At 30.8% G+C, this 17,319-nt stretch carries 14 protein-coding genes and 1 pseudogene; 10 read left to right on the top strand and 5 right to left on the bottom strand.

Translation table 11 applies throughout. The features are described 5' to 3' along the window. The first annotated feature begins 121 nt into the window (after positions 1-121). The 3 genes from C1715_RS06985 (at position 122) to C1715_RS06975 (ending at position 3,924) form a co-directional block, all read left to right on the top strand. On the top strand, positions 122-1,588 hold the full coding sequence (locus tag C1715_RS06985) for a spore germination protein (protein ID WP_035291790.1): 1,467 nt from the start codon (positions 122-124) through the stop codon (positions 1,586-1,588). 70 nt (positions 1,589-1,658) lie between these two features. Further along, positions 1,659-2,765, top strand: coding sequence for a GerAB/ArcD/ProY family transporter (locus C1715_RS06980; protein WP_035293507.1), 1,107 nt, complete (start codon positions 1,659-1,661; stop codon positions 2,763-2,765). Then, positions 2,740-3,924, top strand: coding sequence for a Ger(x)C family spore germination protein (locus C1715_RS06975; RefSeq protein ID WP_051931695.1), 1,185 nt, complete (start codon positions 2,740-2,742; stop codon positions 3,922-3,924). Before C1715_RS06980 ends, C1715_RS06975 begins: the two co-directional genes overlap by 26 nt. 190 nt (positions 3,925-4,114) lie before the next feature. On the opposite strand, the gene C1715_RS06970 is transcribed toward C1715_RS06975, so the two are convergent. Beyond that, a complete protein-coding gene (locus tag C1715_RS06970; RefSeq protein WP_035291788.1) occupies positions 4,115-4,807 on the bottom strand; it encodes an LrgB family protein in 693 nt (230 codons plus the stop codon). A gap of 336 nt (positions 4,808-5,143) precedes the next feature. After that, positions 5,144-5,521, bottom strand: coding sequence for a CidA/LrgA family protein (locus C1715_RS06965; protein WP_035291786.1), 378 nt, complete (start codon positions 5,519-5,521; stop codon positions 5,144-5,146). Between the two features lie 438 nt (positions 5,522-5,959). Here C1715_RS06965 and C1715_RS19340 point away from each other — a divergent pair, with 438 nt between their 5' ends. Further along, on the top strand, positions 5,960-6,100 hold the full coding sequence (locus C1715_RS19340) for a hypothetical protein (RefSeq protein WP_180964022.1): 141 nt from the start codon (positions 5,960-5,962) through the stop codon (positions 6,098-6,100). A gap of 57 nt (positions 6,101-6,157) precedes the next feature. Next, positions 6,158-7,156, top strand: coding sequence for a lipoate--protein ligase (gene lplA / locus C1715_RS06960; RefSeq protein WP_035291784.1), 999 nt, complete (start codon positions 6,158-6,160; stop codon positions 7,154-7,156). Positions 7,157-7,321: 165 nt separating this feature from the next. Here the strand turns inward: lplA and C1715_RS06955 are convergent, their stop codons facing one another. The 3 genes from C1715_RS06955 to C1715_RS06945 all read right to left on the bottom strand — a co-directional run bounded on the left by C1715_RS06955 (position 7,322) and on the right by C1715_RS06945 (position 9,148). After that, positions 7,322-7,843 carry a peroxiredoxin gene (locus C1715_RS06955; protein ID WP_035291783.1) on the bottom strand — a complete coding sequence of 174 codons (522 nt, stop codon included), beginning with the start codon at positions 7,841-7,843 and terminating at the stop codon, positions 7,322-7,324. Positions 7,844-7,982: 139 nt separating this feature from the next. Beyond that, complete coding sequence (locus tag C1715_RS06950) at positions 7,983-8,210, bottom strand: glutaredoxin family protein (RefSeq protein WP_035291781.1); 228 nt, start codon at positions 8,208-8,210, stop codon at positions 7,983-7,985. Between the two features lie 2 nt (positions 8,211-8,212). After that, a complete protein-coding gene (locus tag C1715_RS06945; RefSeq protein ID WP_035291779.1) occupies positions 8,213-9,148 on the bottom strand; it encodes an NAD(P)/FAD-dependent oxidoreductase in 936 nt (311 codons plus the stop codon). Between the two features lie 617 nt (positions 9,149-9,765). Here C1715_RS06945 and C1715_RS06940 point away from each other — a divergent pair. From C1715_RS06940 to C1715_RS06920, 5 genes and pseudogenes are all read left to right on the top strand, one after another. Beyond that, on the top strand, positions 9,766-10,956 hold the full coding sequence (locus tag C1715_RS06940; RefSeq protein ID WP_035291777.1) for a phosphopentomutase: 1,191 nt from the start codon (positions 9,766-9,768) through the stop codon (positions 10,954-10,956). Positions 10,957-11,251: 295 nt separating this feature from the next. Next, positions 11,252-12,472: pseudogene (locus C1715_RS06935) on the top strand (NupC/NupG family nucleoside CNT transporter). A gap of 419 nt (positions 12,473-12,891) precedes the next feature. Continuing rightward, complete coding sequence (locus tag C1715_RS06930) at positions 12,892-14,529, top strand: phosphatidylglycerol lysyltransferase domain-containing protein (protein WP_051931693.1); 1,638 nt, start codon at positions 12,892-12,894, stop codon at positions 14,527-14,529. Positions 14,530-15,543: 1,014 nt separating this feature from the next. Then, a complete protein-coding gene (locus tag C1715_RS06925) occupies positions 15,544-16,077 on the top strand; it encodes a TDE2712 family protein (protein WP_035291776.1) in 534 nt (177 codons plus the stop codon). Positions 16,078-16,320: 243 nt separating this feature from the next. Next, on the top strand, positions 16,321-17,160 hold the full coding sequence (locus tag C1715_RS06920) for a patatin-like phospholipase family protein (RefSeq protein WP_180964021.1): 840 nt from the start codon (positions 16,321-16,323) through the stop codon (positions 17,158-17,160). Positions 17,161-17,319: the final 159 nt, after the last annotated feature.

The following is a 17,319-nucleotide window of genomic DNA, read 5'->3' as shown; positions in this document are numbered from 1 at the left end:
AATTTAACGTTGTTTCATCACCATAGCATAACCTAGGGATTGTAGAATATTTTTTGTAAAAATACACAATATATAATGTGGTTAGAAAAATTGTGGGAAACTGGATTAGGGTGGTGATTTCATGAAATTTAAATCTAGTGTAATTGAAAAAAAACAAGAAGAAATCAAAGAACTTTTAGGAAATCCAGCACAACTGGTTATAAAGGATATATTAATTGGGAAGGATGAAATTGAAGGTAAAATATTCTATATAAATGGATTGGCAAGTAAAGAAACAATAGATAGAGATATATTGAGGCCCTTAATGTTGGGTACAAATATAAATTTGGGTGATATAGATAAAATAGAATATATAAGTAAAAAATATATAACAGCATCTGATACTAAAGTGCTTTCAGATTTAGTAGAGATTGGGAAGAATTTAAAAAGAGGAAAAACTGCTATAGTAGTAGATGGTTTCAATGAAATTATAGTTGCAGATACTGTAGGGGGAGAGTACAGAGGCATAAGTGATCCTGAAAATGAAACTAGTATAAGAGGCAGTAGAGAAGGATTTGTAGAAAATATTGAGGTAAATATAAGTATTTTAAAAAGAAAGATAAAAGATAAAAATTTAAAGATGGAGAATTTTACCTTGGGAAAAAGAAGCGATACAGATGTTGTTATAATGTATATTGAAGATATTACAGATGATAAAATCCTAAGCAGTATTAGGGAAAGAATAAAGGCAATAAATGTAGATAAAGTTTCAGGTGCAGGTATAATAGAACAACTTATAGAAAAACATACTTTTTCTGTATTTCCACAGGCACTAGTTACAGAAAGACCAGACATAATTGAGGCAAACTTATTGGAAGGAAAAATAGCAGTTTTTATATCGGGAACTCCTTTTGTAATGAGCATTCCTAGCATTTTTATAGAATTTTTTCAAGCTGTGGAAGATTATAATCAGAGAACAATAGTGGCTAGCTTTTCCAGGCTTGTTAGATTTCTATCTGTAATTATAATAATAAATTTACCAGCGGTATATATAACATTAATAAAATTTAATATAGAATTAATACCCATAGATTTTATAAAGGGCATATTACAGTCAAGAAAGGGCATAGCATTGACACCTTTTATGTCAATCATATCAATAAATTTAACTGTAGAGTTTTTAAGAGAGGGAGGCCTAAGACTTCCAGGTAAAGTAGGCCAAATATTAAGTGTGGTAGGCGGTATTATCATAGGGGATGCAGCTATAAAAGCAAAAATAGTTAGTCCCACGACACTTTTAGTAGTAGGTATAAGTACTGTAGCTACTTTTTTAATACCGAACTATGAAATGGCTTTATCCATAAGAATGATTTCTTATCCAATGCTGATCTTAGGAAATTGGTTAGGAATGTATGGAATAGTTTTAGGAAATTTCTTTATAGTATCTTATTTATCTTCATTGGATAGTTTTGGTGTAGCATACTTCTCATTTAGGAAAAAAGACCTAAAGGACAGCTTTATACGTGCACCTATTCCAGAAATGAAAGAAAGACCGGAAGTTATACCACTAAAAGATAGAATTAGATTAAAGATGAAAAAAAATACGTAACCGTAAATGCAAGAAAGGAGTACCGTTGTTTTCGGTATAGCGTTGTAAATCAATGCTATTATGCATATTTATGAAAAAAAATAGCGAAATATACTTAACTAACCACCAGTATACATTAATACTCATAGGCAGTATCATAGGAATAGGTATGCTTAGTTTACCTAATAGTGTAGTAAAAATAGCAAAACAAGACGGATGGATATCTGCGGCTATAGGAGGAATATATGTAATTTATATGGTCTTAATAGGAAGCTATATGTGTAAAAAACATCCAGACAATAATATATTGGATTTAAGTAAGATATATTTTGGAAATTTTTTAGGCACTATACTAAATTTGATTTTTACAAGCTATTTTATTTACTTACTCACAGGACTTTCTTCTGGCATAAGCAACGTGCTTATAATGTACATAACTCCTTTTTTAACTACTAAAAAAATATTAATAACAATACTACTAGTACCAGCATTTATATCATATAAAGGAATAAAAACCTTGGGAAAAATGAACGAAGTGATATTTTATTTAACTTTTATATTTTTTTTAGTACCCATGGTGGCCCTAAAAGACGGAAATATACTCAATATAATGCCAGTATTTTCATCAGGATTTAAAAATATTATTAAAGCTTCTAAAGAAAGTTTATTTTCGTACTTTGGAATAGAAATTTTGTTTTTAATCTATCCATTTTTAAAAGATAAAAAGAAAGTAACATCTTCAGGTATTAAGGCTTCCATAGTAGCTATAATAATATATACATGGATAACTTTTATAACCATTTATTATATAGGTATAAATATAATTCCTAAATTTTTATGGCCTGTGGTAACGGTGAGTGAAAGTATAATGGTTCCTGGAATAAATTCATTTAGGTACATAAGCATGTCGTTATGGACATTGATGATTTTTAAAACCATATCTATAGACTATTTTTCAATTGCTTACTGTTTAGGTGAAATATGGAGAAAAATTAATATGAAGACTTGGATATATATATTGTATCCAGTGCTTTTTTATATATCTGGCATTTATGGTACACCCACTAATAGGAGAGATATTATAATAAAACTTGGAAAAATGTATGCAATATTTAACCTAGTATATGTAACATCCATTGCTATACTAATCATGTTAAAAAGAGGAGAAAAAAATGTTACAGAAAATAAAAAATCCTAAAAATATAAGAATTATTACATTAATAATAGTAATTATATTGTTTATTTATTCATTTTTAGGAAATGAAGGTGAACTGGTGGAGAATGTTAGTATACCCATGGCTGTAGGATATGATATAAAAGAAATGGATGGTAAAGAATATGTAGTTCCTATATTAATGGCAGTGCAAGACCAGCAAGAAACTGGAATAATTCAAATAGGTGAGGGGAATAGTTTAGGTGAATCAAGAGAAGACAGAAGTAGCAAAATGGATAAAAAATTAATACTTGGAGTAGAGAGATCATACATAATAAGTGAGGCACAGGCACGTTTAGGTGTAAGAGAACTTTTAGATATATTAGTGAGAAATCCCAGAACAAATGACAGAGGATACGTGTCAGTATGTTCTGGCAAAGCTTACGACATACTTAAACAAAAAAATATTAAAGGAGTGAATCCAGCAGAATATACAGAGAATTTAATTAAAAATTTAAATGAAGCTTATTTTTATGTGAAAAATTTTACTGCAATAGATATGATAGTTAGGGTAGATGCGGAAGGAAGAACCTTAGTACTGCCTTATATAGAGATGAAAGATGGTGGATTGCAAAACACAGGATTAGCTATATTTAAAGGAGAAAAAATGATTGGAGTGGCTAATCTTAATGAAACAAAATTTATAAATTTAATGAAGTTTAACGGTGGAAAAGGGATGATCACAATACAAGAAAATGTAAAGGAATATATCAATTTTTACGGCAAATCTAAAAGAAAGGTAAAGTGTTTTAAAGAAAATGGAAAGTATAATTTTATAATAAATATAGATTTAAAGGGAACAGTAGTGTCCAATGTTCTATATAAAAATTTAGATAACGACCCTAAAGAAGTTGAAAAATGTCAAAATGAAATTGAAAAGGAAGTTGAAAGCCAGTGTCAAGATGTAGTAGAAAAGATAAATAAAGAATACAAAACTGATGTACTGGGTTTAGGTAAATATGCAGTAGCGAAATATGGAAGAGATACTGGACAGGATTGGAATGATATAGTGCCTAAATCAAATATAAAAGTGAAGGCAAATGTGACGTTAGAGTCCCAAGGAAGAGCAAATTATACAGAATATGTTTCTAATAGAGCGGAGAACTTAGGCAGGACTCAGCAGCAGAGCGGCGTCCAACACTAGATGTATATTATTTCAAAGATGTGAAAAATTTCAGTTAACACTATGAAAATTTATATGAGGAACAGAGAAAAACATAAGGAACAGATGAAAACATAAAGAATAGGGGAAAACAAACAAGAAGCCGGTTAAGAAATTTTTGTCGTAAAAAGAATGTAAATTTCTCAATCGTCTTCTTAAAGGTTCCTTTAAACTATAGAAATATTTTAAATAAAAGTGGAGCCAGAAATACTGTTAAAAGTCCAGCTATGCCTATAGCAAGGCTACTCATGGCACCTTCCACTTCACCTATCTCCATGGCTTTTGTGGTACCTATGGCATGGGAAGCGGTACCTAGGGAAACCCCAAGGGCCACGCTATCTTTGATTCTGCAAGCTTTACATACAAGAGGACCTATTATGGCACCCATAATTCCAGTTATTATGATAACTGCTACGGTAACTGCAGGAATACCTCCCAGCTGCTTAGATATTTCAATACCTATAGGTGTAGTTATAGATTTTGGCATCATGGAAATGCTCAATTTTGTATCTAAATTAAATAATTTGCAAAGATATATAATGCTAACTATACCAGCAATGCTGCCAGTAGTTATGCCAACTATTATAGGCATAGCATGAGCCTTTAAAAGATTTATCTTCTTATAAAGAGGCACCGCCAAAACTACTGTAGATGGAGCTAAAAAGAAATTTATTATACTTGCTCCCTTATTATAAGACTCCAAATTTATAGAGAAAAATTCCAAAAATAAAATTATTAAAGCTACAGAAATAAGTAGGGGATTGAAAAAAGGAATTTTTGTTTTTTTATAAATAAAATTACCTATTTCAAAAGCCATCACTGAAATTATTATCCCAAATAGGGGATTATTAAAAAGATTTTCCATTATAAAACTCCTTTAAATAAGTAATAAATAAGATTAACCCACAAAAAGCATTATATTACTTGAATTATGAAATTTCTCTGGAATGACTTGCATAAGAAGCGAAGGAACTGTTTAAATTTAATTTTAGAAATTCTTCTTTTAGACAGATAAAATTATCGTAAGTCTGGCAAGGACGCCAGGCTAGCGAACCTGAGGCAGGACGCTGAATGTGAGCGTTAGATAATTTTATATGGCTAAAAGATTAGAATTTCTTAAATTAAATTTATTGTTTTGAGCTCTTATGCAAGTCATGGAGGAGAAATTTCATAATTCCATTACATTCTACCTTATTGTGGGTTAATCATTAGTATTAATTTTTAGTTTTTTACTCTCACAGGCTTTCTTTAAAATTTGTATGGTAAATCCTGTTACTATTATGACTACTATAGTTGATAAAAGGCATACCATCAAAATGGCGCTCCAGTTTCCATTTAATATAGACATACAAGAAATAAGACCAACCCCTGCAGGTAAGAAGAAAAAAGCTAAGTTCTTGAGGAAAAAGTCGCTTATTTCCTCTATAACTTCTAATTTAAGCACTCCCGTGCATAAAAGAATCAATAATAAAATCATACCAATTACATTGCCAGGTATGGATGTTCTCAAAACTAAATGAATTATCTCACCAATAAAGTTTATAAATAAGATAATGCAAATTTGTCTTAAAATTTTCAAAATATCACCTCGATTTTTTATATTTGCTCAAAAGTTCTCATTCATCAGTCCATTAATCCACAGTTTCCAATCATTAAATAAAATTTAGTTAATCTTAAATAAAATTTCATTTAACTACCAAATAAGATTTTACTTAAACACTAAATAGAGATTAGTGATTGGAGACACAAAAAAGAATTATTTTACCCAATATATAATAGTGCTAAGTTCGCAAAATAAGTACATTATATATAGCAATGTTAAATTCGCAATATAATCACATTATATATAATAATACTAAATTTGCAATATAAGCACATTGTATGAAAAGAGAAAATTTTCTATTCAATTAGCATTGAATTAGCATTATTTGTAGAATTCACAAGTTACTTGATTTAAAAGCTGGTTAAGGGTAAGATATAACATATGTATATAGCACTTTGGGGTGTGATTTTCTAGTTGTCAATTATTAAAAATTACAGCCTTAGAGATGATCGAGAGGATTTGAGTAAAATGTTTGATATAGAAACTTGTGTGGCATTTGTAACTAATAGAGTGGCTAAGGAAATAGAAATATTTAAAAAATATTGGATAAAATAGTCATAAATGCTAACTAAAGTACTATAGTAACTTGAATTTTAATAGGGGGAATTCATTTTGCATAATAAAGAAATTATTACCAATATAGTAGTATCCAAAAGCATTAATCCATGGTTTAATTTAGCTTTAGAAGAAAAATTAGTGAAAGAAGCAAAAGCTAATGAAATAATACTATATCTATGGCAAAATGCAGATACTGTAGTCATAGGCAAAAACCAAAATCCATGGAAGGAATGTAAATGCAGAGAATTAGAAGAAGACGGTGGGAAGCTGGCTAGAAGACTTTCTGGGGGAGGGGCAGTATTCCATGACATTGGGAATTTAAACTTCACCTTTGCCATGGACAAAGGACTCTATAATTTGGAAAATCAATTACAAGTCATATTAAAAGCAGTAAAAAACCTAGGAATAAATGCGGAATTTTCAGGAAGAAACGACATATTGGCAGATGGAAGAAAATTCTCAGGAAATGCCTTTTACTTCGGAGATCATACTTGCTATCACCATGGAACTCTTCTTGTAAATGGAGACATGAAAAGGCTTGTTCAGTACCTTACAGTTTCAGAAAAGAAAATAAAATCCAAAGGTATAGATTCTGTAAAATCCAGAATAGTTAACTTAAAAGAAATAAATGATAAAATATCCATAGAAAAATTGATGGAGCAGTTAGAAAAAAGTTTTCAGGAAGCTTATGGAAGAGTTCAAGGGAAGAAAATATATACTGAAAAAAATTCTAATGAAATGCAGCAACTTTATGAAAAGTATTCCTCTTGGGAATTTAGATATGGCAGTTCACCCAAATTTGACATATGCTTAGAGGAGAGATTTCCTTGGGGAGGTATTGAATTTAATTTAAAGCTTAAAAATGCAAAAGTACTGGAGGCTAAAGTTTACTCAGATGCCATGAATGTAAAATTTATAGAAGATATACAAAATTCATTAATAGAAATTCCATTTAAGCAGCAAGATATAAAGGAAAAACTAATGAGTTTGGCAAATACGGAAGAACAAAGAGGAATGGTACAGGATGTGCTTAGCATTTTTAAAGATATCTAAGGCACATTTAAATAAATAACAAGTAAGTATACTAGTCTATTTTGGGTCATATTGCGTCAGTAGAACACGCGGATAGTCCTATTAGAAAATCCAAAAGAAGGGGGGAATATCTTCTTTTGGATTTTAGTATTACAAGAGTGAATATTGCATAAGTGAAATTGGTTATTATAAAGTTTTATCTCCTTCGCTCCAGTCTACGGCGCACATACCTCCAGTTTTTAAAGCCTTAAGTACACGTAGGGTTTCATCTACACTTCTGCCTACATTTAAGTCGTGAACCACACTATATCTTACTACTCCTTCAGGGTCTATTATAAATAAGCCCCTCAATGAAATACCCTCTTCTTTAATTAATATACCATAGCTGTCAGATACGGACTTCGTAATATCAGAAGCTATAGGAAATTTAATTTTCCCTAGATCACCCTTAATCCAAGCTTCATGGGAATACTGACTGTCGCAGCTAACTGCAAGGAGCTCAGCGCCTACTTTATTAAAATCCTCATACCTTTTACTAAAACCTGTTATCTCAGTTGGACAAACGAAGGTAAAATCTAGTGGATAGAAAAACATAACTAGCCACTTGCCCTTGTAGTCCTCAAGACTTACTTGTGTAAAATCACTGCCGCCACCCTTTACAGCATTCATTGTGAAATCAGGTGCATTTTTACCAACTAATCTTTCCATAAGTAACATAACTCCTTTCCAAAACATTTTATTTAATGATTAACCCACAAAAAGGTACAATGCGATGGAATTATGAAATTTCTCCTCCATGCCTTGCATAAGAGCTCGGAACAATAAATTAATTCTCACAAAGCTCAGATTATAATCCTAAAGCTTCATCAATAGAATCTTTGTCAAAACCAAGGATTACCTTATCATCAATTTGAACTACAGGAACTCCCATTTGATTTGAAATTTGGAACATTTCCTTTCTTGCAGCGGCATCTTCAGCCACATTGATATCTTGAAACTCTATATTATTGCTTTTTAAATAATCCTTAACCTTTTTACACCATGGACATGTTGGTGTTGAAAAAACTTTTACCATAATTATACCTTCTTTTCCATAATATATTTTTCAGCTGTTAAGGCTGAAATGGTTCCATCAGATACAGCAGTAGTTAACTGTCTAATGGTCTTTGAACGTAAATCTCCGGCAGCATAAACGCCTTTTATGTTGGTTTCCATATTCTCATTTGTAAGCACATGACCCCAATTGTCTAATTTTATATAGTTTTTAAATAATTCAGTGTTAGCAATTCTACCAATGTATACGAAGACACCATCAGTTTTTATCTCTGAAAGTTCTCCAGTTTTAACATTTTCAATTTGTACACCCTCCACTGAATTTTCACCTAATACATGGCGAATTTCACTGTTCCATATATATTTAATATTAGGTTTTGTGGAAAGCTCTTCTTCATTAGTTTTATTTGCTTGAAGATAATTAAATTGATGTACAATAGTTAAATTTTTTGCAAATTTTGATAGCACTATGGCTCCCTCAATAGCAGAGTTACCGCCGCCTACCACTATCAAATCCTTGCCCTCATAAAGTGCACCGTCGCAAAGTTCACAGTAGTGTACTCCGTTACCATGAAATTTTGTTTCCTCAGGTACAGGAAGAAGTCTATTATTTGAGCCTGTGGCCAATATGATTGCTAGTGGTTTATATATTTTTTTTGAAGTTTCAACTATTTTTTCATCACTGCTTAATTTTAGTGATATTATATTGTCGAATTCATCAATCTTGGCACCGGAATCTAAAGCATGTTGCTGAAAGTTATTTGAAAGATCTGCTCCTGTTATATAAGAAAAACCAGGATAATTGTCTACTCTATAGCTGTCTCTCACTTGACCACCTACTATTTTGTTTTCCAAAACCAAAGTGTCAAGTTTTGAGCGGGAGGCATAAACTGCTGCTGCTAATCCAGCAGGACCAGCACCTATAATGATTAAATCTAAAGATACTGTTTGTTTTTCCATAGGATATACCGCTAATTAACGGCACTTTTTCACTTCCTTTCTAAAATAGAACGAATAGTATTGTAGTTTTATAATATATTAAGTAGATGAAATTTATTATTTATAATAATGGATGAAAGTTTCTATTTCATTAAAATGATTATTATTGTATTTATATTATATAATAATAATTATTAATTGAAAATAGCTTTCTTGAAATATTACTTTGTTTTAGCAAAAGATATAAATTTGTAAAAGATATTACAATGAATAAAGAATATATATTAAATTATATAAAATTATATAAAAATATTTTATGCAAAAATTAAAATAAAATACTAAAGAAGCTTAAAAATAAAATATATAAAAAACTGATTTTATGCTATATGTAAACAATTTCTATAATGAAAATATATAACCAATAAATGCATATTTGTTTTAAAAATATTCCAAAAAAGAGTAATATTTTTTCTTTACTTTTTGTTTTCAATATGATAAAAATTATATGTAAGCGGTAACATGTAGTAAAAAAATAGTGTTTCCATAGAAAGTATTTTAAATTTTCAAGCTTTTTTCAAATTTACAGTTATTATATGGAGCATTGAAAGGTATAAAGTTTTTTCATAGGAGGTAGCTAAATGATAAATAGAGTCATATGGATAGTACTAGATAGTGTGGGCATGGGAGAAATGCCAGATTCAGTAAAGTTTGGAGATGTGGGCTGCAATACTATAGGGAATGTATCTTCTAAATTAGGGGGATTAAAACTTCCTAATATGGAGAAATTAGGACTTGGAAATATAGAAGGCATGAAAAATATAAATAAGGTAGAAAATCCAATAGGGTGTTTTGGAAGATTTGCTGAAATGTCAGATGGAAAGGATACTACTACTGGACATTGGGAAATGTGTGGAATACAGTTAGATAAACCATTTCCAACATATCCACAGGGTTTTCCAAAAGAAGTAGTAGAAGCATTTGAAAAAGCTATAGGAAGAAAAATTCTTGGAAATAAGCCAGCATCAGGTACAGCTATTCTAGATGAACTAGGAGAAGAACATATAAAAACAGGATGTCCAATAGTTTACACTTCAGCAGACAGTGTATTTCAAATAGCCGCTCATGAAGATATTTATTCAGTGGAAGAGTTGTACAAAATCTGCCAAATAGCTAGGGATATGCTAGTGGGAGAACATGCTGTAGCTAGAGTTATAGCAAGACCTTTTGTAGGAGAAGCTAAAGGAAATTTCACAAGAACTTCAAACAGAAGAGACTTTTCATTAAAGCCAATACATGAAACAGTTTTAGATAAATTAAAGGCTTCAAAGTTAAATGTTATGGCAGTAGGTAAAATAGAGGACATATTCCAAGGCGCAGGCATAACAGAAGCAGTGCATACAAAGGACAATATGGACGGAGTAGATAAGACCTTAGAATACATGAAGGAAGATAAAAATGGCCTTATATTTACAAATCTTGTGGACTTTGATATGAAGTGGGGACACAGAAACAATGCAGAAGAGTATGGAAGAGGATTAGAGGCCTTTGATGTGAGATTAGCAGAAATAATGGAACAGATGAAAGATGATGACATACTATTTATAACAGCAGATCATGGCTGTGATCCAACTACAGAGGGAACAGACCATACAAGAGAATACGTTCCATTTTTAGCTTATGGGAAAGCGCTTTCAAAGGGTAAAGACCTGAAAACAAGAAAAACTTTCTCAGACATGGGTCAAACTGTAGCAGATATATTTAAAATAGAACCAATAAAGAATGGTGAAAGCTTTTTAGAATTGATAGTTAACCACTCTAAATTCGCTTAATTACGACAACGGACTTGTGAGTGGATAATTATTGGTCAAAATACCAATGATAATTTAAATTAATTAAATAAATATTGAAAATTGTATGACAAAATAACCGTAAAGCATAAAAAATGTAGAAAAACAAAACATAAAGATTATATAAAAACAAAACAAAATAAATTATAAAGAAAATAAAATAGAAATAAGACAAAATAGATTAGAGATAAAATAAAGCAAATTATAAATAAAGAAAAGTATAAAAATAATAAAGTGAGTTAGGAATAAAAATCATAAAAAAGGGAGAATAAGAAAAGTGAACAGATTTATAGGTATTATAGGTTTAATTGTACTTTTAGGTATCTGTTACTTGATTTCCAATAATAAAAAGAAAATAAACTGGAGATTAGTAGCAACAGGTATAACACTGCAATTCATATTTGCACTATTTATATTAAAATTTCCTCCAGGAAGAGCTGCCTTTGAGGTTGTCAGTGGACTTATCACAAAGCTTTTAGACTTCACTAAAGAAGGAACAACATTCTTATTTGGAGGACTTATGGACACAAATAAGGTAGGATATGTATTTGCACTTCAAGTACTTCCAACAATAATATTCTTTTCAGCTTTAATGAGTGTATTATATTATCTTGGAATAATGTAAAAATTAATATCTGTACTAGCTAAAGGAATAGTTAAACTTCTTGGAACCAGTGGAGCTGAAACGTTATCAGCTGTGGCTAACATATTTGTTGGTCAAACAGAAGCGCCACTTGTAATAAAGCCTTTTGTAAAAACTATGACAAAGTCAGAACTTCTATCCATAATGGTAGGAGGAATGTGTACTGTGGCCGGCGGAGTTATGGCAGGATATGTAGCTATGGGTGTTAGTGCTGGACATTTGATGGCAGCCAGCATGATGGCTGCACCAGCAGGACTTGTGGTTTCAAAAATAATATGTCCAGAAGTAGAAGAGCCAGTGACAAAAGGAAAAATTCAAATAGAATTAGAAAATACTAGCTCAAACGTAATAGATGCAGCAGCTACAGGCGCTAGTGAGGGGTTATCTCTTGCGCTAAATGTTGCAGCAATGCTTTTAGCCTTTGTTGCTATGGTTGCCCTTGTAAACTCATTAATAGCTTGGGTAGCAGGTCTATTTGGGGCACCATATATAAACCTTGGATGGTTATTGGGAAGAATATTCGCTCCACTAGCTTTCGTAATGGGAGTACCTGCTCAAGACATATTAAATGCAGGTAACTTAATAGGTACAAAACTTGTGTTAAATGAATTTGTTGCCTACGCAAACTTAGCTCCAATGATAAAAGCAGGAGCATTACAGCCAAAAACAATAATGATATTAACTTACGCTCTTTGCGGTTTTGCAAACATAAGCTCCATAGCTGTTCAAATAGGAGGGATTGGTGGTCTTGCACCAGAAAGACGTTCTGACATAGCTAAGCTTGGAGTAAGAGCATTAATAGGTGGCTGCGTAACTACATTCATGACAGCTACTATAGCGGGACTGTTGTTTTAGTCCCAAACCCCTAGTTTATAATACCCAATCTTTAATCCATAATACTCAATCTTTAATTTACCAATCAACCCAAAGGCGTTCTGCGCCTTTTTTTATTTTGCAACCTTTTTGTAATAATTTTTTTTATTAATGTGTGTTATTATAAAAGGGGATTTTACATTTATTATCATAAAAGTATTAAAAAATCATCATAAATACCAAAAAGTTGTAACGAAAATTTATAAAATGTATAATTAGGTGTAATAGGGTATATTTAGGTGCTATCTACTAGTTTCTAGGAATATGGGCTAGCACTTCTAAACTAAATAAAAATTTTTATAAATAAGATTTTTGGTGATTGGATACTGGGGACTAGTGGATTGATAATTAATTAAGAAGGCTAGCTATGAATCCACTTAATAACAATGAGAGGAGTTAACATGAAAGAGGTATTTTTAAAGGCAAAAAAGATTTGGAAACTTGCGAAAGATTTTAAACTTACTGGCGATATAGGAGTAATTGTAGTATCAGTTATGATATTAATAAGAGGATTTTCGTTAGTATTATACTCCATATTCAGTGGAGATAGTATTATAATGGAAAGATTTCCCGTAGTAGAAAAGTTTAAAATAGGATGCATAATGTTTCTGATGTCAATATTTATAGGCATAGGTCTTATAGTTTTATCCATGGAAATATTTTTAAGACTTAAAAAAAGTTATAGAACAACACAGACATTTCTTATTTTAAATCTAATTTTATTTTTATCACTAGGATTAGATTACGTAGATATAATGCTAATACTTTTAAGTATTTTACTTTTAAGAATAATAAAAGGTCATTTGTACAGAGAGTGGGCTTCGTTTAGAAAAAGAAAATATGGAATTTTAATTGTTTTATCTTTTATATTTATATTAATGTATATGATGGCGGCACCCTTTTTACAGGAGAGCTTTTTATCAGAAAGCATTATAGAAAAAGGTTTATTTAAAAAAGGAAGAAGCTTTTTATTTGCAGGATTATTCGTATATTTTATAACGTGGACATTTTTAATATTAAGAAGTCTAATAGTATTTAGAGATAGAATAAAAAATAAAACCTCAGATGAAGAATTAGCCAAAGTAGAAGAATTTTTAAAGGAAAATAGGGGAGATGTGAACACTCATCTAATATTTTTAGGAGATAAAGCTTTATTTTGGGGTATGGATGGAAAGGTACTTATACAGTACGCTAAGATAGGAGATTCACTAGTAGCTTTAGGAGACCCTGTAGGAGATGAAAAGTATATAGTTGAAGCTATAGAAGAATTTCAGGATTTTGCTAATAAATTTACTCTAAGTACTGCTTTCTATAGAATAGACAGAGATAAATTAGCTCAATACCATGAAAATGGATATCACTTTTATAAATTAGGAGAAGAAGCGGTGGTATCCCTGGAAAATTTCGATTTAAAGGGAAAGAAAAAGCAGAGCTTGAGAACTGCAAAAAATAAATTTGAAAGAGAAAATTATAGTTTTCAAATGGTATATCCCCCATATTCAGATGAATTTTTAAAGAAACTACAGAGCATATCTGTACAGTGGTTAAATGGGAGAAAAGAAGACAAGTTCTCCATAGGTTGGTTTCAAAAAGAATATTTAAATAAGTCTTCTATAGGTGTAATAAAAGATCAACAGGATGAAATAATAGCTTTTGCATCCACTGTTCCATATTATGATGGAAAAGAAACCATATCTATAGATCTTATGAGGTTTAAAAAAGATAGTCCTAATGGCATGATGGATTTACTCTTTTTACATTTAATACTTTGGGCTAAGGAAGAGGGGTATAAAAACTTTAGCTTAGGCATGGCACCACTAGCCAACGTTGGAGTAGCAGACCACTGCCACACTGGAGAAAAATTTGCTAAGTTCATATTTAACTATGGCAACCACTGGTATAACTTTAAAGGACTTAGATATTTTAAGGGGAAATTTGACCCTGATTGGAATCCAAGGTTTTTAGCATACCAAAAGGTTGTATCACTACCAATATTGGCATTGAGCATTAATAGACATATAGGAAAAGGAAACAAATAAGAATATTGTGATGTAAGTGGCATAAGAAAAATCTGTCTTTAAGTCCACAATAAATATATTTTTTAAGACTGTTCGCAATACGCCAAGAAATTCTAATGTTTTCAAATTTCAATACCCTAAAACTTTCAAACTCGCTTCTAACGGCGCTCAAACATGAAAGCTTCTTAACGGGTATTGAAATTTGAAAACAAAGAATTTCTAAGGCTAGCTCAATAGTCTAAAAAAATATATTTATTGTTACCTTAAAGACAGATTTTTCGGTTCATGCATAAGCTATCAAAGGAGGGAGACAGCTAACTAAAGGATGATTTTCCTCCGCTATGCTACAGAAAATCTTTAATTAAATAGAAAATATATAAACATAATAATCTAATAATAAAAGCTATAATTATGTTATTAATGGAATAATTATAGCTTTTTCTTTTAAGGCTTTAAAAATTTTTTAATGGCGATAGCCAACATAAATAATATAGCTAAGACGCATATGAAAACATTACTTTACGGCAAAATGTATTAAATTTTAGTTATTTCCTTATTTTTATGTGTAGTATAAAATTTACCGAAAGGCTACGCCTAAAAAATATTATGAGCGTTTTTCTATTTATAAATTAAAGATTTTCCGTAACGTAGTGGAGGAAAATCATCCTTTAGTAGGCTTCTCCGCTGAAAACACATACATATTAAGCTAAAAATCTGATTTTAATGTAGTAATAAATGTGGAATTTGGGACTATTGAACTAGCTCTAGAACTTCTTATGTCTCACAGTTAAAGAACCGTTAAGAAGCTTTTATGTTTGAACGAGGAACGAGTGAGTTTAAAAGCTTTAGGGGCTTTAACTGTGAGACATTTAGAAGTTCTTGGCGTATTGTGAACAGTCGCAAATTCCACATTTATTACGGAATTAAAATCAGATTTTTCTTCAATGTATTATGTCACAACATATGTTTTTTATGTTAAAATAAGATGTGCATGAATTATAAATTTTCAATATTAGGAAGAAAGTAGGGGTAAGGATGTTAAAGACAATAAAAGTAAATTTGGACGAAGTTGAATCAATGCTATATTTTTGGCAGGCTACTAGTGAAAAGGAGAGAGTTTCAGAGCAGTACATGGTAGATGTAGCTGCAATGAAAGGGATATCTGCATCCTATGATGAAGAGTTTGATGCTGAATCTGTAAGAAAAGTTTTAAGTTCTATAACAAATAAAGAACTTTTATCTAAAAAGACAAAAAAAGAAGGAAGATTTTGGAATTATAACATGTGGGTAATGGAAGACTTAGAGTATACTTTAAGCATGGTGCAACCAGTTAAACAATTAAATTTAGACTCTTTAGTAGAAAAATTAAAAGATGTAGATTCTAAATATGAAGAGGTAGAAGTTAGATTCTCACCATTATCATTAGAAGATTACATAATAAAAGATAATTCTTTAATAATAAACTTCTTCAAAGTTAAACCAAGTGATTTTGATGATAATACATTCATAGATGGAGTGGAAATTAAAGAGTATATTTGTGAAAAATTAAAAGAAGTTATAGCTAAATAAGCTTAGGGAATAGAATGAGAGCATATGTGGAATTGTAAATCCATATATGCTCTTAATTTTGTTTAATGAATAATTGTGCAAGTATATAGAATATAACTAAAGTAATTAATTACATGGGTCGAATGAGGTAAAATATAAATTTTTTGATAATATTTACAGTTTTCTAAGACCAGCAGCTTAAAAAATGGTATATTCATATTGATAGAAAATTTATTTTTGCATTACAGGAAGAGGAGGATTACGGTGAGTGGATTATTTTTACAAGGTGGTGGAGCTAAAGGCGCTTTTCAGGCAGGAGCTCTTTATGCCTTATGGGAAAAGGGCGTAAAACTAAGAGTGATAGCGGGTACTTCTATAGGGGCTGTAAATGGATACTACTTATACACAGAAAATCTAGAAGCCATGAAGGAGTTTTACACAAATTCAGGAGAGCAAGGGGAAGCTTTATTAAACAAGAAGATTAAGCTGAATAAAGTTGTAGATAATAGTATTATTATGAACATATTAAATGAATTGAAAGGAAACAATGCACAAATAAAGGCTTTCTATGTGAATTATGTAGAAGTTATGGGGATAAATATTAAAGAAAAAGTGGTTAATATTTGTAATTTACAACAAGAACAAAAACTGGATGCAGTAAAGTTCAGTTCGCTTTTGCCTTATGTATCCCATGAACAGGAGGAAAAAAATTTTAAACAGTTGTGGAGAGAATTTGTATCAGGAGAACAAATAGAAAAATTTAAGGAATGTCTCATAAGTGGAGAATACCATGGATACAATTTAGATGGTGGAGTTCTTAACAATTGTTTTTTGACACCTTTTGTGGAAAACAAAGTAGAAAAGTTATATTTAATGCCTTTAAGCAATAACTTTGTGATACCTGAGTACATAAAAGAAGAATACAAAGAAGAAGATATAGTTTTGATAAATAGAGAGAAGGGTTTCAATAGTCATGATACATTGAATTTTCAACCAGACTTTCTTAAAGAACTTTTTTATGAAGGGTACCATACTTGCATAGAAAAATTAAATTTAAATAGTTCCTTTGCTTCTTATGCAAGTCATTACGGAGAAATTTCATAATTCAAGTAATGTAATACCTTTTGTGGGATAATCATAATAGAAATTTATATTATGGAGCTGTCGCATTGAGAAATTTACATACAATATACTGTTCTGCAAGTTTAAACTTAACACAATATATTGTAGTATTTATTTTTAGTGCGACAGCCCCGTTTTAGG

Source organism: Haloimpatiens massiliensis, assembly GCF_900184255.1.
Classification (GTDB): Bacteria; Bacillota; Clostridia; order Clostridiales; family Clostridiaceae; genus Haloimpatiens; species Haloimpatiens massiliensis.
This window is presented reverse-complemented; position numbering and strand designations above follow the sequence as displayed.